The organism is Saccharothrix deserti, assembly GCF_009769385.1.
GTDB classification, from domain to species: Bacteria; Actinomycetota; Actinomycetes; order Mycobacteriales; family Pseudonocardiaceae; genus Actinosynnema; species Actinosynnema deserti.
In genome coordinates, this window is record NZ_VKAB01000012.1 from 99,055 (window position 1) to 122,798 (window position 23,744).

At 71.2% G+C, this 23,744-nt stretch carries 24 protein-coding genes and 1 tRNA gene; 16 read left to right on the forward strand and 9 right to left on the reverse strand.

The features are described 5' to 3' along the window. Nucleotides 1-40 precede the first annotated feature (40 nt). On the forward strand, nt 41-715 hold the full coding sequence (locus FM051_RS22065; protein WP_238412564.1) for a helix-turn-helix domain-containing protein: 675 nt from the start codon (nt 41-43) through the stop codon (nt 713-715). Here FM051_RS22065 and FM051_RS22070 read toward each other — a convergent pair. Continuing rightward, nucleotides 697-1,560 carry a hypothetical protein gene (locus FM051_RS22070; RefSeq protein WP_158846357.1) on the reverse strand — a complete coding sequence of 288 codons (864 nt, stop codon included), beginning with the start codon at nt 1,558-1,560 and terminating at the stop codon, nt 697-699. The genes FM051_RS22065 and FM051_RS22070 overlap by 19 nt on opposite strands. Before the next feature lie 150 nt (nt 1,561-1,710). Between FM051_RS22070 and FM051_RS22075 the strand changes: the two genes are divergently transcribed. Genes FM051_RS22075 through FM051_RS22090 form a run of 4 tightly spaced genes read left to right on the forward strand, consistent with a single transcriptional unit; the run spans nt 1,711 to nt 4,914 of the window. Continuing rightward, nucleotides 1,711-2,127 (forward strand): hypothetical protein, encoded by a 417-nt coding sequence (locus tag FM051_RS22075; RefSeq protein ID WP_158846359.1) that lies wholly within the window; start codon nt 1,711-1,713, stop codon nt 2,125-2,127. A gap of 3 nt (nt 2,128-2,130) precedes the next feature. Beyond that, nucleotides 2,131-2,742, forward strand: coding sequence for a DUF3558 domain-containing protein (locus tag FM051_RS22080; protein ID WP_158846361.1), 612 nt, complete (start codon nt 2,131-2,133; stop codon nt 2,740-2,742). Between the two features lie 5 nt (nt 2,743-2,747). Then, complete coding sequence (locus FM051_RS22085; protein ID WP_158846363.1) at nt 2,748-4,079, forward strand: hypothetical protein; 1,332 nt, start codon at nt 2,748-2,750, stop codon at nt 4,077-4,079. A 16-nt stretch (nt 4,080-4,095) separates the two neighbouring features. Next, nucleotides 4,096-4,914 (forward strand): ESX secretion-associated protein EspG, encoded by an 819-nt coding sequence (locus FM051_RS22090; RefSeq protein ID WP_158846365.1) that lies wholly within the window; start codon nt 4,096-4,098, stop codon nt 4,912-4,914. Here FM051_RS22090 and FM051_RS22095 read toward each other — a convergent pair. The 5 genes from FM051_RS22095 to FM051_RS22115 form a co-directional block, all read right to left on the reverse strand. Continuing rightward, a complete protein-coding gene (locus FM051_RS22095) occupies nt 4,886-6,046 on the reverse strand; it encodes a lactate 2-monooxygenase (protein WP_158846367.1) in 1,161 nt (386 codons plus the stop codon). The genes FM051_RS22090 and FM051_RS22095 overlap by 29 nt on opposite strands. Nucleotides 6,047-6,058: 12 nt before the next feature. After that, nucleotides 6,059-7,228, reverse strand: coding sequence for a cation:proton antiporter (locus tag FM051_RS22100; protein WP_158846369.1), 1,170 nt, complete (start codon nt 7,226-7,228; stop codon nt 6,059-6,061). Then, a complete protein-coding gene (gene secD, locus FM051_RS22105; protein WP_158846371.1) occupies nt 7,225-9,378 on the reverse strand; it encodes a protein translocase subunit SecD in 2,154 nt (717 codons plus the stop codon). Before secD ends, FM051_RS22100 begins: the two co-directional genes overlap by 4 nt. Before the next feature lie 36 nt (nt 9,379-9,414). Then, entirely contained in the window at nt 9,415-9,744 is a 330-nt protein-coding gene (locus FM051_RS22110; protein ID WP_158846373.1) for a hypothetical protein, read from the reverse strand. Between the two features lie 157 nt (nt 9,745-9,901). Then, on the reverse strand, nt 9,902-11,107 hold the full coding sequence (locus FM051_RS22115; RefSeq protein WP_158846375.1) for an NAD(P)/FAD-dependent oxidoreductase: 1,206 nt from the start codon (nt 11,105-11,107) through the stop codon (nt 9,902-9,904). A 235-nt stretch (nt 11,108-11,342) separates the two neighbouring features. Between FM051_RS22115 and FM051_RS50125 the strand changes: the two genes are divergently transcribed. From FM051_RS50125 to FM051_RS22145, 7 genes are all read left to right on the forward strand, one after another. Further along, nucleotides 11,343-11,486, forward strand: a complete 144-nt coding sequence (locus FM051_RS50125) for a hypothetical protein (RefSeq protein ID WP_420803613.1) — start codon at nt 11,343-11,345, stop codon at nt 11,484-11,486. 67 nt (nt 11,487-11,553) lie between these two features. Beyond that, nucleotides 11,554-11,811 (forward strand): SDR family oxidoreductase, encoded by a 258-nt coding sequence (locus tag FM051_RS22120; RefSeq protein ID WP_158846377.1) that lies wholly within the window; start codon nt 11,554-11,556, stop codon nt 11,809-11,811. Next, nucleotides 11,808-13,388, forward strand: a complete 1,581-nt coding sequence (locus FM051_RS22125; RefSeq protein ID WP_158846379.1) for an AMP-binding protein — start codon at nt 11,808-11,810, stop codon at nt 13,386-13,388. The genes FM051_RS22120 and FM051_RS22125 overlap by 4 nt, the downstream gene beginning before the upstream one ends. A 105-nt stretch (nt 13,389-13,493) precedes the next feature. Then, nucleotides 13,494-14,831, forward strand: a complete 1,338-nt coding sequence (locus FM051_RS22130) for a helix-turn-helix domain-containing protein (protein ID WP_158846381.1) — start codon at nt 13,494-13,496, stop codon at nt 14,829-14,831. A gap of 223 nt (nt 14,832-15,054) precedes the next feature. Beyond that, nucleotides 15,055-15,204 carry a hypothetical protein gene (locus FM051_RS22135; protein ID WP_158846383.1) on the forward strand — a complete coding sequence of 50 codons (150 nt, stop codon included), beginning with the start codon at nt 15,055-15,057 and terminating at the stop codon, nt 15,202-15,204. 81 nt (nt 15,205-15,285) lie between these two features. Then, entirely contained in the window at nt 15,286-15,777 is a 492-nt protein-coding gene (locus FM051_RS22140; protein WP_238412565.1) for a PH domain-containing protein, read from the forward strand. Further along, nucleotides 15,774-17,267 (forward strand): PH domain-containing protein, encoded by a 1,494-nt coding sequence (locus FM051_RS22145; protein WP_338019490.1) that lies wholly within the window; start codon nt 15,774-15,776, stop codon nt 17,265-17,267. The genes FM051_RS22140 and FM051_RS22145 overlap by 4 nt, the downstream gene beginning before the upstream one ends. Nucleotides 17,268-17,420: 153 nt before the next feature. Here the strand turns inward: FM051_RS22145 and FM051_RS22150 are convergent, their stop codons facing one another. Next, on the reverse strand, nt 17,421-18,395 hold the full coding sequence (locus FM051_RS22150) for a GlxA family transcriptional regulator (protein ID WP_238412566.1): 975 nt from the start codon (nt 18,393-18,395) through the stop codon (nt 17,421-17,423). A gap of 71 nt (nt 18,396-18,466) precedes the next feature. Between FM051_RS22150 and FM051_RS22155 the strand changes: the two genes are divergently transcribed. After that, nucleotides 18,467-19,762: an MFS transporter gene (locus tag FM051_RS22155; protein ID WP_158846387.1), complete on the forward strand. Its 1,296-nt coding sequence runs from the start codon at nt 18,467-18,469 to the stop codon at nt 19,760-19,762. Here the strand turns inward: FM051_RS22155 and FM051_RS50690 are convergent. Beyond that, complete coding sequence (locus tag FM051_RS50690) at nt 19,737-20,117, reverse strand: helicase HerA-like domain-containing protein (protein ID WP_202918964.1); 381 nt, start codon at nt 20,115-20,117, stop codon at nt 19,737-19,739. The two genes, FM051_RS22155 and FM051_RS50690, sit on opposite strands and share 26 nt — an antisense overlap. Before the next feature lie 83 nt (nt 20,118-20,200). Here FM051_RS50690 and orn point away from each other — a divergent pair, with 83 nt between their 5' ends. From orn to FM051_RS22175, 3 genes are all read left to right on the forward strand, one after another. Then, nucleotides 20,201-20,812, forward strand: coding sequence for an oligoribonuclease (gene orn, locus FM051_RS22165; protein ID WP_158846389.1), 612 nt, complete (start codon nt 20,201-20,203; stop codon nt 20,810-20,812). Between the two features lie 62 nt (nt 20,813-20,874). Next, nucleotides 20,875-20,950: transfer RNA gene (locus FM051_RS22170), tRNA-His, on the forward strand. Between the two features lie 69 nt (nt 20,951-21,019). After that, entirely contained in the window at nt 21,020-22,651 is a 1,632-nt protein-coding gene (locus FM051_RS22175; RefSeq protein WP_158846391.1) for an ABC-F family ATP-binding cassette domain-containing protein, read from the forward strand. 12 nt (nt 22,652-22,663) lie between these two features. Here the strand turns inward: FM051_RS22175 and FM051_RS22180 are convergent, their stop codons facing one another. Beyond that, entirely contained in the window at nt 22,664-23,707 is a 1,044-nt protein-coding gene (locus FM051_RS22180) for a L,D-transpeptidase (RefSeq protein WP_238412597.1), read from the reverse strand. Nucleotides 23,708-23,744 lie beyond the last annotated feature (37 nt).

Here is a 23,744-nt window from a genome sequence, read left to right on the forward strand (position 1 = left end):
CATGCCTCCTCCTGCGCGGCCCGCCACTACCATCGTTCGGGTGTACGAGGAACAGCCGTTCCCCGGTGTGGCCTGCGTGTGGCGGCGGACCACGCCGTCGACCGCCGTGGCGCGGATCGTGCCGGACGGGTGCACCGACATCATCTACTCGGCCGCCACCGGTGACGTGTTCGTCGCCGGGCCGGACACGGTCGGGCACGTGACCCCCATGAGGTCGGGTGCGTTGTTCGGCGTGCGCTTCGGTCCCGGCGTGGGGCCCTCGGCGTTGGGTGTTCCCGCAGTCGAACTGCGTGACCAGCGCGTTCCGCTGGAGGCGCTGTGGGGGCCGTCGTCACGTCTGGAGGACGCCCTCGGTGCGGCCGACGACCCGTGCGCGGTGCTCGCGTCGGCCGCGGTGGCGCGGTTGCGGGAGACGCCGCCGGAGCCCGTGGTGGGTGCGATCGCGTCGGCCGTGTCGTCGTCCAGCGTGGGTGAACTGGCCTGGTCGTTGGGGTTCAGCGCCCGCCAGCTGCACCGGCGCAGCCTGGCCGCGTTCGGCTACGGGCCCAAGGTGCTGCACCGGGTGCTGCGGTTCGACCGGGCGGTCAAGCTGGCGTGGGCGGGCGTGCCGTTCGCCGACATCGCCCACCGCACCGGATATGCGGACCAGGCGCACCTGTCGCGCGAGGTGCGCGAACTTGCCGGCGTGCCGCTGGGTCAGCTGATCCGGCCGTAGGCGCGCAGCGTCAGCAACGCCTCGATGGTGATGACCGGCCGCCACTCGTAGGTCGTCACGGGGGTCCACGCGGGCCACGGGAACGTCCACCCGCCGTCCTCCCGCTGGGCGGCGGCCAGCTCGTCGAGGTCCCGGTCCATCTCGTCGTCGCTGAACCAGCGCCTGGCCAGGCTGTCCGGGGTCGGCGCGTAGTGGTTGGGCTTGTGCGTCTCCCCCGCCGCGTACCCCTCGGGCGCCTGGCCTTCGCCGACGTCGACGAGCCCCTGGTCGCGCACCAGCTCGCCCAGCCGCTGCGCCTCCCGTTCGGCCCTCGGCCGGTCGGGCACGTGGTCGAGGAAGCGGACGCTCGCGTTGGCCTCGTACGGGTGCGTTTTGGCCAGGTCGCCGATGCGCTGCCAGCAGAACGCGGTCGCGCCGCCCAGCCAGGGGTGCTCGACGCCCATCTTGTGCAGGACGCTCGCCAGCAGTGCCGTCATCAGCAGGTCGCTGTCTTCCGACACCTGCCACCACGGCGCGTGCGGGTGGTCACGGGCGGTGGCCAGGCTGTTCGGCACGCCCCCGTCCGGGTTGGTGATCGTGGTCAGGAAGTCGCACGCCTGCCCGACGTGGTCGGTCACGCCCAGCTCGTCGAACAGGGACAACGCCGTGTACGTGTGCAATGGCTGACTCGTCGGCCCACGCCCGTCGGGCTCCAGGGCATGCCCGAACCCGCCGTCGTCGTTCCGGTAGGCCAGCACCGCCGCCGTGACGGGCTCGACCGGCCCGCCGTCGAAGAGGTGCAGGAACCGCCGCTGTTCGAGGACGCGTGCGTTGAGCCAGAGGAATGAACGGGCTGCTTCGATCATGCCACTGACGGTAGGCCCGCCGAGGTCCCGCCGTCTTGAACAGATCGGACGTCCATCCCCCACCGGGAGTAACCACCGCGATACCCCGGACGTGGCCGGACCCCTGTGCCATCATCATTTCGGGCAGTTCAGCGTGAGGGGAGCACGGCAATGTTGGACGCCGAGAGCGGCGGGGGCATGCGGCGGATCGGGTTCGTGGCGGACACCGTGGCGCCCAGCGGACCGGGAGCGGGGCTGGTGTCCACCCAGACGCAATTCAGCGTCGACCCGGAGCAGGCCCAGAAGCTGATCGACGGCCTAGCCGACGCGCGTGACCGGTTGCAGAAGTTGAACCGCGACGCCAACATGCTCCAGTCCATGGGGTCACCCGGCAAGGACGTCTACAGCGGGATGGCGACCCTCGCCATCCAGCGGACGGCCGGCGAGGACGTGGGCGGTTACGCCTGGGCCAACAAGATGGCGTTCGACGCCCTGAACAACACGATCCAGAGCATCCAGGCCTCGTTGAACACATACAAGAACCAGGACGAGACCACTGCAGACGCCTTCAAGGGCGAGGGGAAATAGTCGATGAGGCGAGCAGTACTGGCAGTGGTTTCTGCGGCGTCCCTGGCGCTGGCGGCGGGCTGCACCTCGGTCGGTGGCTCACCGACTGCGGCCGAGACCACGAGCGCGACGAGCACGTCCACCGGGTCCACCGACACCTCGGAGGCGTCGGGCAAGGCGCCCGCGATCACCGGTCCCGAACTGGACCTGTCGAAGTTCAGCGGACCGTGCGACATGCTGACGTCCGCCCAGTTGTCCGCCCGCGGCGTCACCAAGGCAGGCGAGGAACGGGCCGCGCCGACGGGCCGCGGCTGCGACTGGACTCCGGACGACCGCGCCTTCGGCACCAGCTTCGGCGCCACGTTCCTGACCGAGTCCAAGGGGCTGGACGGCTTCTACCAGAACCGCGACGACTTCGCGGTGTTCGAGCCGACCGAGGTGGCCGGATACCCGGCGGTGAACAGTGACCTCATCGACATAAAGAGCGGCTCGTGCTCGACGGCCGTCGGGGTGGCCAAGGGCGAGGGCTTCGTCGTCCAGATCAACGTGAACGACAAGAAACTCCCCGAGTACGGGAACCCGTGCTCAGTGTCCAGCGCGATCGCGGAAACCGTGATCGGGAACTTGAGAGGGTAGGGGCCATGGCCGGCGACGTCGAGATGGACCTACCCGGGTTCGCGTTGTTGCAGCTGGGCATCGGTGCGAACAAGATCTACGGCTGGTTCCGCGAGGGCAAGGGCGCGTCGCAGACGACCGACGTCGGCGATCAGACGTGGACCGACATCGCCACCGGTCAGGACCAGATCAGCGAGTTGATCAACCGGGCGGTGCGCGAATCGGGCGCCGCGTGGGAGGGCGTGGCGGGCGATCAGGCCCGCGCCTCGACCACACCCCTCGCCAGCTGGTCGGACACGGCGAGTACCAGCGCCACCACCGCCGGGCAGAACACCGCCGAGATCAGCCGTGCGTTCCGGGTCGCGGAGAGCGAAGTCCAGAAGCCCGTCGACGTGCCGGACAAGCCTTGGTACAACGACGCGATCCCGTGGGACACCGACTACGACGACGCGGTCGAGCAGAGCCAGGAAGTCAACTCGCACAACATGCAGGTGCTGAGCACGTACGGCACCACGGTCAACGCGGCCAGCGCGAGCATGCCGACGTTCGAGTCGCCCGGCGAGGTCGACGGCAACCTCAAGGAAGACCCGATCGAGATCCAGCCGCCCAAGCCCGGCAAGGGCAAGGACGATCCCGATGGCACCGGGGACGGTACCGGCGACGGGACGGGTGACAAGACCGGCGACGGTACGACGAAGCCGTCGTGGGTCGACCCGACGATCCCGGGCACGAACGACGACGGCACGACCAGGAAGTCGTCGGTGCTGCCCGACGTCAACAAGCCCCAGGTCGATGTGCCGTATCGGCCGCCGGACCCGACGAGGGACCCGCGCCTGCCGTACGACCCGCGGTTGCCCTATGACCCCAGGTTGCCGTACGACCCGCGCAACCCGAACGATCCGCGCAACCCCAACAACCCGCGCAACCGTCCCCCGGTCACGCCGGGCGTGCCACGCGTCCCTGGCGTCCCCGGTGGTGGCGGTGGCGATGGCGGCATGGGCCGCGGCGGCGGAGGCGGTGGCGGTGGGATGGGCGCCGGGCGGATCCCAGGCATGGGTGGTCCCGGTATGGGCGGTGCCGGCGGGTTCGGTCCCGGCGGCACGTCCGGTGCGATGGGGCACGGCGAGGGACGCGGCGGCTTCGGCCCCGGCGGCGGCGCGGGCGGTTTCGGGCCCGGCGGTGCGGCGGGTGCTCGGGGCGGTGCCGGTGCCGCCGGTATGGGAGCGGGTATGGGCGCCGGTGGTGCTCGCGGTCAGGGTGACGAGGACAAGGAACACAAGGCCGCGTCGTACCTGCAGGAGACCGAGGACATCTTCGGTGACGGCAAGATGGTGGCCCCGCCGGTCATCGGCGAATAGGTGAACAGGGGGGAACGTGCTGCGCACCAGGGTCGCCATCCCGGTCGTCGCGCTCTACAACGCCTGGCAGGCCGAAGGTCTGCCGACGCTGCACAACGCGCTGCTGGCCCAGGTCGACTTCGACGAGGACCGACTCGCCGAGGGTGACGTCTCGGGCCTGGCCGACCTCGCCGCCCGCGGCTGGGCCGAGTTGGAACGGCTGGGTCTGGCACGCGGTCGGCAGGTGCACGCCGACCTGGGCCGGTCGCTGCGCCTGATCGCGGACGCGAGCGCCGAGTACTACGCGTTCTTCAACCAGGGCGACGGCGACACGCGCACCGCCCTGGTGGTGCAGTCGGGTGACGAGGCGCTGCGCGTGGTGTTGCGGGCGGACAAGCACTTCGTGCTGGAGCCGGTGCGGGTCGAGGACGTGGTGCAGTCGCTGGTGTCGGCGCTGCCGGAGGCCAAGCCGGGACGTGGCGGCGTGATCTCGCTGCCCGCGGACGCGTTGACCGACAAGCCGCGCCGGCCCCGGCCGGACGAGGAGGGCGGGTCGTTCCTGCAAGCCAGCAGGCCGACCGGGGCGCACGTCAGCGAGGCGCAGCAGGTGCGCAAGCTGCTGGCCGAACAACGCACCGGCGGCGGCCAGCTGTACGCCGCGCGGCGTGACCGGTTCGGGCGCAAGCAGCGCTGCGCGGCGCCGCTGACCTACTTCGACACGATCACCGGTCGTTACCTGTCGGCGAAGGCGCCCGGCGGCGACGGCACGCCGTGGATCACCGTGCAGCCGGCCGACTTCACCACGTTGCAGAACAGGTTGCGGCAGCTCAGCGCCGACGCAGCGCCTCGCGGTTGAGCTCGGCCGGGCTGCGGTGCCCGGACAGGCCGAGGGTGAGGTCGAAGTCGGCGAGCAGGCTGCGCAACACGTGCCGCACGCCGACCTGCCCGCCGTGCGCCAGGCCGTAGGCGAACGGACGGCCGACGAGCACGGCCTTCGCGCCCAACGCGAGGGCCTTGACGATGTCCGCGCCGCCGCGGATGCCGGAGTCGAACAGCACCTCGACCTGCTCGCCGACCGCGTCGGCGATCTCCGGCAGCACCTCCAGCGACCCGACCGCACCGTCCACCTGCCGTCCGCCGTGGTTGGAGACGACGATGCCGTCCACACCCGCGTCCACGGCCTTGCGCGCGTCGTCCACGTGCTGGATGCCCTTGAGCACGATCGGCCCGTCCCAGTGCTCGCGCAGGAACGACAGCTGGTCCCACGACTTGTCGGTGCCGGTGAACAACTGCACCCAGCGCAGGATCGCCATCGGCAGGTCGTCTTCGGGTGACGCGGCGAGCCCCGCCCGGAACGCCGGGTCGGAGAACGGGATGGCCGTCCCGATACCGCGCAGGAACGGCAGGTAGGACTGGTCGAGGTCGTGCGGACGCCAGGCGAGGGTCCACGTGTCGAGCGTGACGACGAGCACCCGGTACCCGGCCTTGCGCGCCCGGTCGAGGATGCTCGCGGCCACGTCCGGGTCGTTCGGCCAGTAGAGCTGGAACCACCGGGCGACGTCACCGGCGGCGGCCGCAACCTCCTCGATCGTGTGCGAGGAGGCGGTCGACAACACGAACGGCACACCGAGTTCGGCGGCGGCACGTGCGGTAGCCAGTTCCCCGTCCGGGTGCAGGATCGCCTGAACACCAACCGGCGCAAGCAGAACCGGTGCGGGCATGTCCGTGCCCAGCACAGACACCCCAAGATGCCGCTCGGTGGCGTTGGTGAGCATCCGCGGCACGATCCGCCAGTCGTCGAACGCCTCCCGGTTGGCCCGAGCCGTAGCCCCGCCACCGGCCGCACCCGCCACGTACCAGAACGGCCCGGGCCCCAGCCGTTCCCGAGCCGACGCCTCCAGCCCCTCGGGGTCGGTGGTGAACGGTGGCAGGTTGCCGGCCAGGCCCTGAAGGTAGATCTCGTTCTGGTACGCGGCGAATCCGGTCATGGGTTCACCTTGCTACACGAACAGGCGTTTCGGCAGGAGCCACGTCAGGCGGTTCGACCGCAGCACGGCCAGCGGACCGACGACGGCCAGCAGGAGGACGTAACCCGCTACGAACGGGGCGACGCGGGGGTCCAGGCCGGCGGTTACCGCCATTGCCGCCAGTACCAGGGAGAACTCGCCGCGCGTCAGCACGGTCAAGCCGATGTCCACGGCCTGCTGCCGGTCGAACGAGTGCAGTTTGGCGGCGAACAGGCCCGCGCCCAGGTTGAGCACGATGGTCACCGCGACCGCCGCCAGGATCGGCAGCACGACCGTTCCCACGGCCCTCGGGTCGATGCTCAGCCCGAAGATGAAGAAGAACAGCGCCCCGAACGCGTCCCGCAGTGGCAGCACGAGTTTGTGCACGCGTGGCGCGACGCCGGAACCACCCAGTACGGCACCGACCATGAAGGCGCCGATCGCGTCGGACACGCCCAGCTCGTGCGCGACGGCCGCACCGGTGACCGCCACACCCACGAAGCACACGACCAGCAGCTCGTCGTCCGCCGAACCGAACAGCCTGGTCACCACCCGGCCACCCCAGCGCGCGATCGCGGCCAGCACCAGCAGGAACGCGAACGCCTTGGCGAAGTCCACCAGCGCGGACACACCGGACGTGCCGCTGAGCACGGGTTGCAGCACCGCCAGGTACAGCGCGAGGAACACGTCCTCGATCACGATGATGCCCATCACCAGCCGTGACTCGGGGTTGCGCAACCGCCGCGCCTCGACCAGCAGTTTCGTCACGATCGCCGACGACGAGATGCCGATCGCCCCGGCGATCACCAGCGCCTCGCGCGTGCCCCAGCCCAGCGCGAACCCGAAAGCCAGGCCACCGCCGATGTTGAGCACCAGGTAACCGGTACCGGCCAACGCCAACCGGCGCCCGCCCGACACCAGGTCGTCCACCGAGAACTCGAGCCCCAGGTAGAACAGGAGGAACACCAGGCCTAGTCCGGACAGGACGCCCATCTCGCCGGGATCGTCCACAAGCGACAGACCGGGTGTGTTGGGGCCGAACAGGATCCCGGCCACCATGAACAGCGGGATGGTGGGCAGTCCGATCCGGACTCCCGCCCGAGCGATGACGCCGGCGGCCAGGAACGCACCGCCGACCGCGAGCAAAGCGTGTCCTGTGTTCACCGGTCCTCCAACACGATCGCCACGGGCGCCGCTGTCAAGACCGTCGAGACCGTGCCCGCGACCAGGCCGATCAGCAGCGCGGTCGCGAAGTCGGCCAACGACCCGTCACCGAGCACCAGCAACGCGGCCAGCACGAACAGCACGCCGATACCCGTGTTCACGGTCCGCGGCAGGGTCTGCAGCACCGCCGAACTCATCACCTCGGGGAACGGCGCGCGCGTCCGCCTCAGCTCGCGCACCCGGTCGAACACCACCACCGAGTCGTTGACCGAGTACCCGATCACGGTCAGCAGCGCGGCCAGGAACACCGCGTCCGCCGTCTTGCCCAGCCACGCGAACACCCCGACCAGCACGACCACGTCCGTGACCAGCGCGACCACGGTGGCCACGCCGAGCCGCCAGTCGAACCGGACCGCCAGGTACGCGAGCTGCGCGGCGACCGCGATGGCCAGCGCGATCAACGCGTTGCGCCGCAGCTCCGACCCCAGGCTGGGGCCGATGAGCTCGTTGCTCACCTGCTCCGCGCCACCGGTCGCGCGGTCGACGGCCTCACCGAGCCGCACCGCCGCGGCCGAGTCGATCGGGCCCGTGCGCACCGAGACGCCGTCGGAGCCCGACGTCACCACGACCGCGTCGGCGAATCCGGCGGACGACAGCTCGGCGCGCACCTTCGCGGCGTCCACAGAGGGCGCGGTGAACTCCAGCATCCGCCCACCGGTGAACTCGACGCCCAGCTCCAGCCCGCGCACCAGCAGGCCGCCGACCGCCGCCAGCAGCACCAACCCGGCGGTCAGCAGCCAACGACGCGGACGGCGGAACAGCGTGATCCCGCGTGCGGTCAGCCAGGTCCGCACCCGTCCCAACGAGTGCAGCCCGCTCCACCGCGGCCTCCGTTCCAGCACCGGCATGACCAGCTGCAACAACACCCGGCTCAACACCAGCGCGCTGAACAACGACGCCAGCACACCGATCGACAGCGTGACGCCGAACCCCTTCACCGGCCCCGTGGCCAGCCAGAACAGCAGACCGGCGGCCAGCAACGTGGTCACGTTCGAATCCGCCACCGCGCTCAACGCCCCGCGGAAACCCTGGTCCACCGACCGGGGCAAGCGTTTGCGCCGCGCGAACTCCTCCCGCGCCCGTTCGAACACCAGCACGTTCGCGTCCACCGCCATACCGATGGCCAGCACGAACCCGGCCAACCCCGGCAACGTCAACGTCGCACCGATCGCCAGCAGCGCGGCGTACGCCAAGGCCGCGTAACCGGCGAGAGCCAGCACGGCCACCAGCCCCGCCAGCCGGTACACGAAGATCAGGAACAGCCCGGTCAACGCCACCCCGATGATCGCCGCACGGGCACTGGCGTCGATCGCCTCCGCACCGAGCGTCGGCCCGACCGTCCGCTGCTCCACCACCTCGACCGGCACCGGCAACGCACCCGACCGGATCACCAGCGCCAGCTCTTCGGCCTCGGCCTGGGCGAACCGCCCGGTGATCTGCGTGCTGCCGCCGATCATGCCGGTGCCGCACACCACCGACGGGTCGACCTGCGGCGCGGACACCACCTCGCCGTCCAGCACGAACGCCACCCGCCGTTTCGGGTCGCCCGGCGGCGAGCACGCGGCGTCGGCGGTCACCTGTTGCCAGGCCTGTGGGGCGTCACCTTGGAAGTCGACGCCGACGAGGTAGCCGACGCCCTGCGAGTTGGGTGTGGCGCGGGCGTCCTTGATGCCCTCGCCGGTCATCACGACGTCACCAAGGCTGATCGCATCACCCTCGGGTGTCGGCACGTCGCCGAGCCCGGTCACCGGCTGCACGCGCAGCTGCGCGGTGCGGCCGAGCACTTCGATGGCCTCGGTCGGGTCCTGGACGCCGGGCAGTTCCACCACGATGCGGTGGTCGCCGGAACGGGCCAGCACGGGTTCGGCCACACCGAGTTCGTCGACCCGGCGGCGCAGCACCTCCATCGCGCGGTCGGTGGCGTCGGAAGTGGCTTCGGACGGGGTTTCCAGCACGATCTGGGTGCCGCCGCGCAGGTCGAGACCGAGGCGCGGTTGGACGGTGAGCAGGGTGAACGCGGACGCGGCGAGCACGCCGAGGGCAAGCAGCCCACGGACGAGTAGCGCTCGCCGCGCGCTGGGGCGCGGCATGGTGAAGGGACCTCCGGGCGAGGGGAACGGGTGAGTTCAGCTACCGGAGGTCAGGGGCGGTGCGCGTTCGCCGAGCGGCGTCTGGCCGGCCCGCTCGGGGGTGCGGTGGGTCGGGTCCACGACGTCCACCCGCACCGGCGGCGCGGGCGTGACGTGCACGGCGGGCTGGACACCGTCCAGCGGTTGGCCCAGGTGGACCTGCACCGGGTGCGCGGCGGGCGTGCCGCGCGTGGCCGTGCCGGGCAGGTGGACGCCGTCGACCGTGGCCGAGATGGCGACGACGTCGGAAGGCGTGGTCGGGCCGGGTCCGGACACGACGAAACCCGCGATCAACGCCAAGATCGCGAGCAGCGCACGCCGGGTCATCGGTCCCCCTTCCCGACGTCCAGGTTAGCTGTGTTGATGGCCGCTGCTCCGCAGACGGCGGGCTCGGTCGCCCGGGAGGTCGATCGACGGCGACCTCGCGGCGGTGGTGCGGTTGGGCGACGGCCGGTTTGCGCACCACGCGGTCTTCCTGAAAGCACTAGGTCAGGTCGGCCAGGGTTGCGTTGCGGAGTCGGTCCGGCGTTACGGCGGCCTGGGCGTCGACCAACGCCTGCAACGCCGTGCCGTCGTCCCACTGGTTGACGTTCATCGCCGCCCGCAACCGCCCGTCACGCAGCCAGAACGCGGTGAACTCGCGCGCCTCGACGTCACCGCGCACGACCAGCTCGTCGCGCTCCGCGTCGGCGAGCCCCCGGTACTCCATGCCCAGGTCGTACTGGTCGGTGTAGAAGTACGGCGAGACCTGGTACGGCTCGTCGAGCCCGAGCACGGTGCCCGCCACGTGCGCGCCCTGGTCCCTGGCGTTCGCCCAGTGCTCGACCCGGACCCGCCGCCCGTAGCGGGGGTGGTCGTGCGCGGCGATGTCGCCAACAGCGAAAACGTCCGGCGCGGACGTGCGCAGTGCCGCGTCCACGGCAACCCCACCCTCGGCCATCGTGAGGCCGGCGTCCTGGGCGAGCCCGATGTTCGGTGCGGCACCCACCGCGAGCACCACGACGTCACCGGTCAGCTCGCTGCCGTCGGCGAGCCGGACGCCGCCCTCGGTGAAGCCGTCCACCCCGACGCCGAGCCGCCACGTCACGTCGTGCGAGGCGTGCAGGTCGCGGAACACCTCTCCCATCCGCGGTCCGAGCACGCGGCGCAACGGCAGGTCGACCGGGTCGACCACGGTCACCGACGCGCCGTGCCGCCGGGCCGCGGCGGCGACCTCGCACCCGATCCACCCCGCGCCCACGACCAGCACCTCGGCGCCCTCGGTCAGCGCATCACGCAACGACAGCGAGTCCTCGACCGTGCGCAGCGTGCGCAGACGTGGGAGTTCTCCGCCGGGAACGGGCAGCCGACGCGGCGTCGAGCCGGTCGCCAGGATCAGCCGATCGTACGAATGGCCTGCACCGGTCGAGTCGACGACCACCCGTTCGCCGACGTCGATCCGGGTGATCTCGGTCTTCAGCCGCAGCTCGATCCGCCGGGTTTCGTAGAAGCCGGGCTCGTGCACGCGGTTCGGCGCGTCGGCGTCACCGAGCAGCACGTCCTTGGACAGCGCGGGGAGTTCGTACGGCTGGTGCGCCTCCCGGCCGAAGACGACGACGTCACCGGTGTAGCCGCGTTCCCGCAACGCGCCCGCGGCGGCGGCCCCTGCCAGGCCCGACCCGATTATCACGATCCGTTGCGGTTCAGCCATTTTCTCATCCTTCTAGGTGACTGGAGCGATAACCGCATGCGACGCTAGCTATAGCTCGGCACGGTCGCCCGATGGGATTTTCCCCGTCATGGCACCAACCCGCGTGCGTCTCTTCCCCGCGAGCGCCCGGATTGGTCCGAGCACCACGTGTCGAGACAGCTGGAGGTAGGGGGCCGTGGGAACAGGCAAGGAGTGGCAGATCTCTTGCCGCGACATCGCATCACGTCGCCGTGACATGACCGTTTTCGTCAGCCAGGGCCACGTCGTCGTGACCGTGCCGCCGGGCGAGGCGGCCGTGCTGACGCCGTTGGAGGTGGGTCGCCTGCGCGCGGCTTTGCGCGACGCGGTGGTGAACGCGTCCGGCACGCCGGAAAGCTGATCACCAGGGTTCCGATTTCACCCGACACTCTTCCTACTCGCGGGTAGGTAGTGTCAGTATCGGGACCGTGAGTACCTACTTCGTCACCGGCGCGACGGGCTTCACCGGCAGGCGCCCGCTCGGGAGGCTGCTCCGGCGGCCGGCCTGTGAGCGGGTGTTCGCGCTGGTCAGGCCGCGGTCCGCGGACGAGCTGGGCCGGCACGACGAGCTGACCCCGGTGCTGGGCGACGTCACGTCCACCGAGGACGACCGCGACCGGCACCCGCCCTCCCCGCACCGAACGACCGAGCACGCCGCCGTGAACACCCTGCGAGCGACCCGGTGAACCGGCTGGTGGGGGCGCTGCGCGCGTTGACAACGCTGGTGCGCGCCGGTGTGGTGCGGCCGATGGGCCCCGGTCGGCTGCTCGGCGTGCTGGACGCCTACCTCAGGTGGGACATCACGGTGGCGTTCGGGTTCGCGACCGGCGCGGCCCGGCACCCCGACCGGCCCGCGATCGTCGACGACGCCGGCACGCTCACCTACGCCCAGGTCGACGAGCGCACCACCCGGCTGGCGCACGGCCTGCACGACCTGGGCGTGCGGGCGGGCACGAAGGTCGCGGTGCTGTGCCGCAACCACCGCGGTTTCGTGGAGACGGTGACCGCGTGCGTGAAGCTCGGCGCGCACACCGTGCTGCTCAACACGGGTCTGAGCGCGGGCCAGATCGCGACCGTGCTGCGCGAGCAGGACGTGTCGGTGGTCGTCGCCGACACCGAGTTCCGCGACCTGCTGGTCAACGCGCCGCGCAAGGTGCGCCGGGTGATGGCGTGGGTGCAGGGCGTCACGAAGAGCCGGACGTTGGAGCAGCTCATCGCGGGCTCCCCCGCCACACCGCTGCCCAAGCGCCCGCCGCGCGGCCGGATGATCGTGCTGACGTCCGGCACCACGGGCGCGCCCAAGGGCGCCAGGCGGCCGGAACCGGCGAGCCTCGCGCCCGCCGCCGCGTTGCTGTCCCGGATCCCGTTGAAGGCCGGTGACCGGTTCTCCGTGCCGGCGCCGCTGTTCCACACGTGGGGCCTGGCCGCGTTCCAGATCGGGCTCGTGCTCGGCGCGACCCTGGTGCTGCGGCGCAAGTTCGACCCGGCGCTGACCCTCGCCGACGCGCGCGGGCACGGCAGCGACGCGTTGTTCGTCGTTCCCGTGATGCTGCAACGCATCCTCGACCTGACCGGCCGCCCGCACCTGCCGGAACTGCGGGTCATCGCGTCCAGCGGCTCGGCGTTGCCGCCTCCGGTGGCGCGGCGGTGCCTCGAGGACTTCGGCCCCGTGCTCTACAACCTCTACGGCTCCACCGAGGTGTCGTGGGTGAGCATCGCCCGGCCGGACGAGCTGGAACGGCACCCGGACACCGCCGGTATGCCGCCGCACGGCACCCGGCTGGAGATCCTGGACGACGAGGGCAACGAAGTGCCCGTCGGCACCACCGGCCGCATCTTCGTGGCCAACGAGATGCTGTTCGACGGCTACACCAACGGCGGCAACAAGGAGGTCCGGCACGGCCTGATGGCGACCGGCGACGTCGGCTACCGCGACGACGCCGGACTGCTGTTCGTGGCGGGCCGGGACGACGAGATGATCGTCTCCGGCGGAGAGAACGTGTACCCGCGCGAGGTCGAGGACCTGCTCGCGGGCCTGGCCGGGGTGCGCGAGGTGGCCGTGGTCGGCGTGCCGGACGAGCAGTTCGGCCAACGGCTCGCCGCGTACGTGGTGTGCGAGGAGCCGGGCGTGCTGGACGAGGACGCGGTGCGCGAGCACGTGCGCGGCAACCTGGCCAAGTTCTCCGTGCCGCGCGAGGTGGTGTTCCTCGACGCACTGCCGCGTAACGAGACGGGAAAGGTGCTGAAGCGGGAGTTGCGGTGAGTACCGTCGGCTGAGCCGACAGTCGGACGACAGTCGGCAATGATTGACAATCAGACGACAGCCGGCGGGGGCTGACCACCAGACGACTGCCGGCGGGGGCTGACCATGACGATTCCGGTCCAGCGAGCGGCCGATCCACGCGAGGCCGCGGTGTCCAACCTGCGCGAGGCGCGGATGGCGCTGGACGAGGGACGCCCCGGTGACGCGCTGGAGTTCGCCGAGAAGGCGGTGGCCGCGTTCTCGTGGCTGGACGACGCGGAGGGCGTGGCGCACAGCGTGCTGGCCCAGTCGGTGGCGCTCGGCAAACGCGGCCTGCTGCCCGGCGCGCTGGACACCATCGACCGGGTGCAGCAGATCGCGGCGGCCAACCGGCACGTCGGCCTGCAGGCGTGGTGCGGCTTCTCGCAGGCCGTGGTGGAGCTGCGGCTGGACTCTCGGGAACGGTCGCTGCACTCGTTCGCGCGCGCCCTGGGGCTGGCCGAGCTGACCAAGGACGTCGAGCTGATCGGCTCGATCCTGTTCGAGCAGGCCAACGTGCTGCGCACGCAGTACCACGAGCACTGCATGATCCGTTCGGCGGCGAGCCGGTGCAGCCTGGACGGCGAGCCGTGCACGCGCAAGCTGCGGCGCGCGGAGGAGCTGTGCGCGCAGGTCCGGGACCGGTGGAAGCACCTCGACCAGCCGCTGCGGATGGCGCGGCTGAACCTGCTGCTCACGCACGTGCGGCTGGATCTGGGTGAGGTTGAGCGCGCGCTCCGGTCGTGCCAACGGGCCGACCGCCTGCTGGCCGGGCAGGAGCGGCCCGTGCTGCGGGCCGAGCTGCTGATGGCGCGGGCCCGGATCAGCGGCGCGCGGGAGCGTTACGACGACCAGGTGCGGCTGCTGACCCGTGCGGCGGAACTGGCGATGGGCGTGCTGGCGCGTGAGGTCGCGGTGCGGGCGCACGGCGCGTTGAGCGTGGCCTACGAGCGGGCCGGGAAGTTGGACTCGGCGTTGCACCACGCCCGGTACCAGTTGGAGCAGTACCGGTTGTGGGAGTTACAGGAAGGCCGTGACCTGCTGCGGATGCGGGAGCACGACCTGTCCGCGCGGCTGGTGGACCAGTTGGCCGACCACACGTTCGGGCTGCGCCGGGAGAACGGGTTCGCCCGGTCGCCGCGGCCCGGTCCGCTGCGCAGCTCGGACACCGCCGAGCAGGACAACCGGCGGATCGCGCGGGCGTTGCGGGCGGGCCTGACCAAACGCGGTATCGAGGTGCTGCGGCGGGTCGCGGCCGGCGAGAGCACCGCCGCCATCGCGGCCGAGCTGGCGCTGTCGCCGAAGACCGTGCAGAACCACCTCCAGCGCATCTACCGGACCATCGGGGTGCGCGACCGGGCGGGCGCGGCCGTCTGGTGGGTGGACCTGGACGAGGAGTCGCGGGCCCCGACCGGGCTCGACTGAGTCACTTCCCGGTTTCCGGCTCGTTAACGGGAATGGTGGGATGTCCCCGACGAGCGGGTCGTCCACATCGGGGGTATTGCCTAGTCGGCCGAGTCAGAAGTGGGTGATGACCGTGACGACCCCTATGTGCCATGCTCCGCTTGGACGCTGCCACAGGTCCCCTGCGGGTCTGGTCCGGCTCCCCCCTGCCGACGAAGCCGCTACGATCGAACGGAGTTCGACGATGGTTGTGCACTCCCTGCACAGAATCATGGCCGCGCTTGCCATCTGCGCCGGCCTCGCGGTCGTCGTGGGTGTGCCCACCACGGCGGCCGTCCAGGGTGAGAGCGTTACGGCCGAGCCCTTCCAGGCGCCGTACGCCCCTCAGCCCTGACCCGCCCGTCCAGGGCGTGACACTCCACTCAAGGCCGGGTTCGCGCGCACGCGGGCTCGGCCTTGAGGCACAGTGGACGGCGTGAGCAGCGAAGTGTTGCGCCTGCGTGCGCCGAGGCACCAGGTGAGCCGCAAGTCGATCACCCTCTGGACCCTGCACGCGTTGATCGGCTGGACGGTGCTGCTGGTGCCGCAGCTGGTCGTGCTGATCTTCGCCTCGTCACCGTGGCAGTTCGCGGCCGCGATCGCGACCCTGGTGCTCGGCACCGCGCACACGCTGGTGATGCCGCGCTGGCGGTACCGGGTGCACCGCTGGGAGGCCACCCCGGACGCGGTCTACACGCTGGCCGGCTGGCTGAACCAGGAGTGGCGCATCGCGCCCGTCTCGCGCATCCAGACCGTGGACACCAAGCGCGGACCTCTGCAGCAGCTGCTCGGCCTGTCCACGGTCACCGTGACCACCGCCTCGGCGGCCGGCCCCGTGCACATCGAGGGCCTGGACCACGACGACGCGGTGCGGTTGGCGGACGAGCTGACCACCACCACCCAGGCCACGCCGGGTGATGCCACGTGACCACCGACCTGCCCCACGCGCCGGAGTACGCCGAGCCGGTGGTGGACTGGCACCGGCTGGACGTCCGGATGCTCATCGTCCGCCCGCTGAACGAACTGGTCGGCCTGGTGCCGCTGATGGTCGGCCTGCTGGTGCTCGGCGGGGGCGAGACGTGGCGGATCCTGACCAGTCTGGGCGTGATCGCGGCGATCGTGCTGTTCGGCCTGCTGCGCTGGCTCACCACCCGGTACCGGATCACCACCGAGCAGGTCGAGATGCACACCGGTCTGTTCGTGCGCAAGCGCCTGGCGGTGCCGCGCGACCGGATCCGCACCGTCGACCTGACCGCGAAGCTCGGGCACCGGCTGTTCGGGCTGTCCGCGATCCGGGTCGGCACCGGGCAGCGCGACCAGCCCGGCGAGGACGGCCTGACGCTGGACGCGGTGTCGTCGGCCGAGGCGGAACGGCTGCGCGTGCTGCTGCTCACCATCGCCAAGGCGGAGAACCCGGCGGTGACCGAGGTCGCCGAGCAGCGGCCGGGCGTCGTGCTGTCCAAATGGGACAAGCGGTGGCTGCGGTACGCGCCGTTGACGCTGTCCGGTCTGGTGGCGGCGGGTGCGTTGTTCGGCTTCGTGATGAACTTCGCGCGCGAGCTGGACATCGAGGTGTTCGACCCGATGACGCAGGCCGCGCACTGGGTCGCGGACCAGCCGATCGGGTTGACCATCGCGTTGTTCTCGGGCGTGGTGCTGCTGGTCGCCACGCTGGGCTCGGTGCTGGTGTACGTGGTGCAGTTCTGGGGCTACCAGCTGACCCGCGAGCCGGACGACACGGTCCGGGTGCGCCGTGGTCTGCTCACCACGCGTTCGGTTTCCGTTGCCGAACAACGACTCCGCGGCGTCGAGCTGGTCGAACCGCTGCTGCTGCGGGCCGGACGGGGTGCGCACGCGAAGACGGTGACGACCGGTCTGGGCCGCAAGGGCGAGAGCAACCTCCTGCTGCCGCCCGCGCCGGTCACCGAGGCGCACCGCGTGTCCGCGGCCGTTCTGCGACAGGACGAGTCTCCGACGACGACGCCGTTGCGCCGCCACCCCTTGGCCGCGCTGCGCCGCCGGTTGGTGCGCGCCGTCGTGCCGTTGCTGGTGCTGGCGGCGGTCCTGGCGTGGTTCGCGCCGAGTTGGGCGTGGCAGGTCGTGCTGGCGCTGGTGCCGTTCTCCGCCGCCCTGGGCTGGGACCGCTACCGCTCGCTCGGCCACGCGTTGACCGACCGCTACCTGCTCGCACGGGCGGGTTCGGCGATCCGGGAAACCGTTGCGCTGCAACGCACCGGCATCATCGGCTGGCGCGTCTCCCGCTCGTTCTTCCAGCGCCGCGCGGGCCTGGTGACGATCTCCGCCACCACCGCGGCGGGCGACGGTGCGTACCACGTGATCGACGTGGCCGAGGCCGACGGTCTGGCGTTGGCCGACGAGGCCGTGCCCGACCTGCTGCGGCCGTTCCTGGAGCGGTGAGCGGCCGATCGGGGCGCCGGGACGGGTGCCGTCCGAAGTGGACGAAGCGGCGGCGGTGTGCCGGTCGTTGCCGGCGGCCCGGCCTGGTGCTGGACAACGCGGCCGACGCCGAGCAGGCGCGGCCGAGCCGGCCGACAGAGCTAGCCGACTGAGCTAGCCGACTGAGCGGAACGTGGTCCGGTAGACGCTCGGCGCCACGCCCAACGTCGCGCTCATCTGCTGCCGCAACGCCGCACCCGTGCCGAAACCCGCGTGCCGGGCCACCTGGTCGATCGCCAGGTCCGTGGTCTCCAGCAGGTGCCGGGCCCGCTCGACCCGCTGCTGCGTGATCCACTTCCCCGGACTCACCCCGGTCTCCTCGCGGAACCGGCGGGTGAACGTGCGCACGCTCATCCGGGCGTGCGCCGCCAGGGCGCGCAGCTCCAACGGCTCGTGCAGGTGTTCCTGGGCCCACGCGCGGGCGGGTGCGGTGGACGTGTCGGTCTCGTCCGGGATCGGGCGCACGATGTACTGCGACTGGCCGCCCGGCCGCCACGGCGGCACGACGCACCGGCGTGCGGCCATGTTCGCCACCTCGCTGCCGTGGTCGTGCCGGACGAGGTGCAGGCACAGGTCAACGCCCGCCGCGACGCCCGCCGAGGTGAGGACGTCGCCCTCGTCCACGAACAGCACGTCCGGGTCGAGGTCGACGTTCGGGAACAGGCGGCGGAAGTTGTCCGCGTGCGCCCAATGCGTGGTGGCCCGGCGGCCGTCCAGCAGACCGGCCGCGGCCAGCACGAACGCGCCCGTGCAGATCGACATGACCCGCGCGCCCCGGTCCGCCGCCGCGAGGAGGGCGTCGCGCACCGGCTCGTCCAGCGTGCCGTCCTCCAGCACCCGCGCGCCGTAGTGCACGCCGGCCACGACGACCGTGTCCGCCTCCGCCAGCAGCTCCAGGCCGTGCTCGGGGGTGATGGTGAACCCCGCCGCGCTGCGCACCGGCCGTGCGCCGGGCGTGCAGATCCTGACCCGGTAGTACCGCCGCGCCTGCTCGTCGCGGGCGGCGTTGAAGACCTGCGTGGGCGTGCCGAGGTCGAACGTCACCACCTCGTCCAGCGCGAGCACGGCGACCAGGTGACGGCTGTCCATGGCCCGATTCTTGCACATGATGGCCATCGAGCCACTTTCCGGAACCGCAACGGATCACGGACGCTGGCCGCGTGATTCGCAACAGGCAGAACTGGGCGTGGGTCGTCGCCGGTGTCGGTTTCATCGCGCTCATCGGAGCCGCGGCGTTCCGGGCGACGCCGGGCGCGTTGATCGAACCGCTGCAACGCGAGTTCGGCTGGTCCACCGCCACCATCGGCTTCGCCGTGTCGGTCAACCTGATGCTGTTCGGCCTGACCGCGCCGTTCGCCGCCGCCCTGATGGAGCGCTTCGGCGTGCGCAAGGTCGTGGCGAGCGCGTTGACGCTGGTCGCGGTGGGCAGCGGGTTGACCGTGTTCATGACGACGGCCTGGCAGCTCGTGCTGTTCTGGGGCGTGCTGGTGGGCCTGGGCACCGGTTCGATGGCGCTGGCGTTCGTGGCCACCATCACCGGCCGCTGGTTCGTGAAGCACCGGGGCCTGGTCACCGGCGTGCTCGCGGCGGGCGGTGCGACCGGTCAGCTGGTGTTCCTGCCGGTGGTGGCGACGGTGTCCGAGTCGTCGGGCTGGCGCACCGCTTCGATCGTGGTGTCCATCGGGGCCCTCGCGGTGGTGCCGCTGGTGCTGCTGTTCCTCCGCGACCACCCCGCCGACCTGGGGATTCCGCCCTACGGCGGTGACGCGATCGTGCCCGTGCCGCCGACCACCGGCGGTGCCGCCCGCCGTGCCGTCGGAGCCCTGACCAGCGCCGCCCGCACCGGACCGTTCTGGTTCCTCGCGGCCGGCTTCGCGATCTGCGGGGCGACCACGAACGGCCTGGTCGGCACCCACTTCATCCCCGCCGCCCACGACCACGGCATGCCCACGACGACGGCGGCGGGCCTGCTCGCCATGGTCGGCATCTTCGACATCGTCGGCACGGTGCTGTCGGGTTGGCTCACCGATCGGGTGGACTCGCGGATCCTGCTCGCCGTCTACTACGCGCTGCGCGGCGCGTCACTGCTGCTCCTGCCGCAGCTGTTCCACGACTCGGTGCACCCGTCGATGCTCGTGTTCATCATCTTCTACGGCCTCGACTGGGTGGCCACCGTGCCACCGACCGTCGCCCTGTGCCGCGAGGTCTTCGGCCTCTCCGCACCGGTCGTCTTCGGCTGGGTCTTCGCCTCGCACCAACTGGGCGCCGCCTTCGCCGCCACCGCCGCCGGCCTCACCCGCGACACCTTCGGCAACTACGCGCCCGCCTGGTACGTCGCCGGCCTGCTCAGCATCGGCGCCGCGTTCCTGTCCATGAAGGTCAAGCGCTCACCGGCGCTTCCGAGCAGCCCCGAAAACCCCACGGGCGATCTCATGCCCGAGAGCACCCGAGGCTGATCGGAGGAGCGACTTCACCGCCGCGTTGCCGAGCACCTGCTCCACCACGCCCGGCTCGTCGCGTTCCGGCTTCGGTGGTGGCACCTCCTCGTGCCGGTCCAGCGGGGGCGCCACCCTGGCGGTCAGCTTCCCGTAGGCCGACCCGCGGCCACCCCGTCTCCGCGTACTTGCCGTGCAACTCCGACGACGCGGCGGCCTGCTTGATCGCATCCGACCCGATCGTGTCCATCAAGGACCGCGGCGCGCGCAGCCGGGTCCACGCCACCGTCGTCGGCGCGCCTTCGAGCGCCGCGCCGAACCCGATGGCCGCACCCTCCGTGGCGCAACCGGCGGCGATGTCGCTCTGGGCCGTCATTGCGACGAGCGTAATGAGATTGGTAGGGCCCGCCACCCGAAGCGACGCGGGTCCGGCACGACCGGGCGACTAGGCTCGCCCTGGTGATGGATCGCTTGGTGTGGATCGACTGCGAGATGACAGGCCTCGACCTGGGCAAGGACGCCTTGATCGAGATCGCGGCGTTGGTGACCGACGCGGAGCTGAACGTGCTCGGCGAGGGGGTCGACGTGGTGATCCACGCCGACGACACCGCGCTCGACTCGATGCCGGACGTCGTCATGCAGATGCACGCCAAGTCCGGGCTCACCGAGGAGGTCCGGCGGTCCACCGTGACGATCGCCGACGCCGAGGCGCAGGTGCTGGCCTACATCAAGGAGTGGGTGCCGGACCCGCGCACCGCGCCGCTGGCGGGCAACTCCATCGCCACCGACCGCGGGTTCATCGCCCGCGACATGCCCGCGCTCGACGCCCACCTGCACTACCGCATGGTCGACGTGTCGTCGATCAAGGAGCTGTGCCGGCGCTGGTACCCGCGCATCTACTACGCGCAGCCCGAGAAGGGCCTGGCGCACCGCGCGCTCGCCGACATCCGGGAGTCCATCCGGGAGTTGGCGTACTACCGGCGCACGGCGTTCGTGCCGCAGCCGGGGCCGTCGTCGGAGCAGGCGCAGGCCGTGGCCGCCGAGCTCCTGGCGGCCGACGGCCTGAAATAGGGTCGATTTCAGACCCGGCGGTAGGGCACTGTATGCTTCATCCGCCGGGTCAGCCGGTCTTGGTGGGTGTAGCTCAGCTGGCAGAGCACTGGGTTGTGATCCCAGGTGTCGCGGGTTCAAGTCCCGTCACTCACCCCAAGCGAAACGCCCCTCGACACCTTGTCGAGGGGCGTCTTCTTTTGTCCGTCCCCCTGCCGTGGAGTTGTCATGAGCGCCACACTCGTCGCGAAGGACCTGGCCGCCGGGCACGGCGACCGCGTGCTGTTCTCCGGGCTGGACCTCGTCGTCGCGCCCGGCGACGTGATCGGCCTGGTCGGGGCGAACGGCGCGGGCAAGTCGACGTTGCTGAGGACGTTGGCCGGCCTGCTGCCCGCCGAGCGGGGTGTGATCCGCCTCTCCCCCGTGACCGCGACCGTCGGGCACCTGCCGCAGGAGCCCGACCGGCGTCCGGGCGAGACGGTGCGCGCTTTCCTGGCGCGGCGGACGGGCGTGACGCAGGCGCAGGCCGGGCTGGACCGGGCCACCGAGGCGTTGACCACGGGTTCCGCCGACGACGGCTACTCCGAGGCGTTGGAGAAGTGGCTGGCGTTGGGCGGCGCGGACCTGGAGGAACGGTCGCTGGAGGTGGCGGCCGAGCTGGGGCTGGACGTGTCGCTCGACCTGCCGATGACGGCGCTGTCCGGCGGCCAGGCGGCACGGGCCAGCATGGCGTCGTTGCTGCTGAGCCGGTACGACGTGTTCCTGCTGGACGAGCCGACCAACGACCTGGACCTGGACGGTCTGGCGCGGCTGGAGCGGTTCGTGACGGGGCTGCGCGCGGGAACCGTGCTGGTGTCGCACGACCGCGAGTTCCTGGCCCGCACGGTGACCCGGGTGGTGGAGCTGGACCTGGCACAGCAGCAGGTGCGGTCCTACGGCGGCGGGTACGAGTCGTACCTGGAGGAGCGGGAGATCGCCCGCAGGCACGCGCGGGACGAGTACGACGAGTACGCGTCCACGCGGTCGGCGTTGGAGGAGCGGGCGCGGACGCAGCGGTCGTGGATGGAGAAGGGCGTGAAGAACGCCCGGCGCAAGGCCCCGGACAACGACAAGGTGGGGCGCAAGTTCCGTTCCGAGGCGACCGAGAAGCAGGCGTCGAAGGCCCGGCAGACCGAACGGCTGATCGAACGGCTGGACGTGGTCGAGGAGCCGCGCAAGGAGTGGGACCTGCGGATGGAGATCGCCGCCGCGCCCCGGTCCGGCGCGGTCGTCGCGGTGCTGCGGGCGGCGGTGGTGACGCGGGGGTCGTTCACGCTGGGGCCGGTGGACCTCCAGGTGGACTGGGCGGACCGGATCGCCATCACCGGGGCGAACGGCTCGGGCAAGTCGACGCTGCTGGCCGCGCTGCTCGGCCGCGTCACGCCTGATTCAGGCTCGTCGTCCCTGGGTTCGGGCGTGGTGGTGGGCGAGATCGACCAGGCGCGCGGGCTGTTCCTGGGCGACGAGCCGTTGCTGGACGCCTTCGGTGCCGCCGTGCCGGATTTGGTGGCGGCCGACGTGCGCACGTTGCTGGCGAAGTTCGGGCTGAAGGCGGCGCACGTGCTGCGACCGGCCGCGTCCCTCTCCCCCGGTGAACGCACCCGTGCCGCGTTGGCGCTGCTCCAGGCACGCGGGGTGAACCTGCTGGTCCTGGACGAGCCGACGAACCACCTGGACCTGCCCGCGATCGAACAGCTGGAGTCCGCGCTCGACTCGTACACCGGCACCCTGCTGCTGGTCACGCACGACCGGCGGATGCTGGACGCGGTGCGAACGACCCGCCGCCTGGTGGTGGCGGCGGGTCGTGTCACAGACCTCTAGTCAGCGCTCCGGTCAGCGGTTGCCCTTGACCCACTGGTCCCACGGGATCTGCCAGTCGCCGAAGCCGTCCCAGGACTCCAGGACCGGGCCGCCGGAGTTGGTGACGACCACGATGTCGCCCTGCTTGGAGTTGTCGAACACCCACTTGGCGTTCTCCGGCGAGAGGTTCAGGCAGCCGTGGCTGACGTTGCGCCTGCCCTGGTCGCCGATCGACCACGGCGCGCTGTGGAAGAAGATGCCGGAGTTCGACATCCGGTAGGCCCAGTCGACCGGGGTGACGTAGCCGCCCGCCTCCAGGGAGAGGCCGTAGGTGCGGGAGTCCATCACCATGTGCGCGTGCTTCTCCATGAGCACGTATGTGCCCGTGGGGGTGGGGTTCTGCGCGTCGCCCATCGAGGTCGGCATGGTGCGCACGACCTGGCCGTTGACCTTGGTGACCACCTGGTGGGTCTGGCCGTCCGCCTCGTGGACGACCGCGTCACCGATCGTCGTGGTGATGAGGCGGTCTTCCTCGCCGTAGACGCCGTTGCCGACGTGCTTGCCGTAGATCTTGGCGTTGATGGTGACCTTGGTGCCGGGCGCCCAGTAGTTCTGCGGGCGCCAGTGCGCGGTCTTCTCGTCGAACCAGTAGAAGGCGCCCTCGACGCGCGGTTCCGTGGTGATCGAGATCATCGCCTCGGCTGCGGCCTTGTCGGCGATCGGCTCGTCGAAGTAGAAGGCGAGCGGTTGGCCGACACCGACCGTGGTGCCGTCCTGCGGGTTGACCGAGAGGTAGGTCAACGTGCGCGGCTTGACGGTGGTGAAGCTGGACGTCTTGGTGACCGGCTTCCCGTCGGCGCCCTCACCCGTCACGGCCAACGTGTAGGTCTTCTGGTAGCCCAGGGGTTCCGTGTTGGTCCACTGGAGGCCGTCGGGGCTCACCTGGCCGGCGACGGCCTTGCCCTCGGGGTTGGTCAACACGACCTGGGTGAGCTTGCCGTCGGTGGCCGTGACCACGACCGGCGAGCCCGGCGCCACGTCGACCGCCGCGTCCGCGGGGCCCGTGGTCAACGACACGGGCTTCGGCGGCGGTGTGGACGAGGTCGTGGTGGAG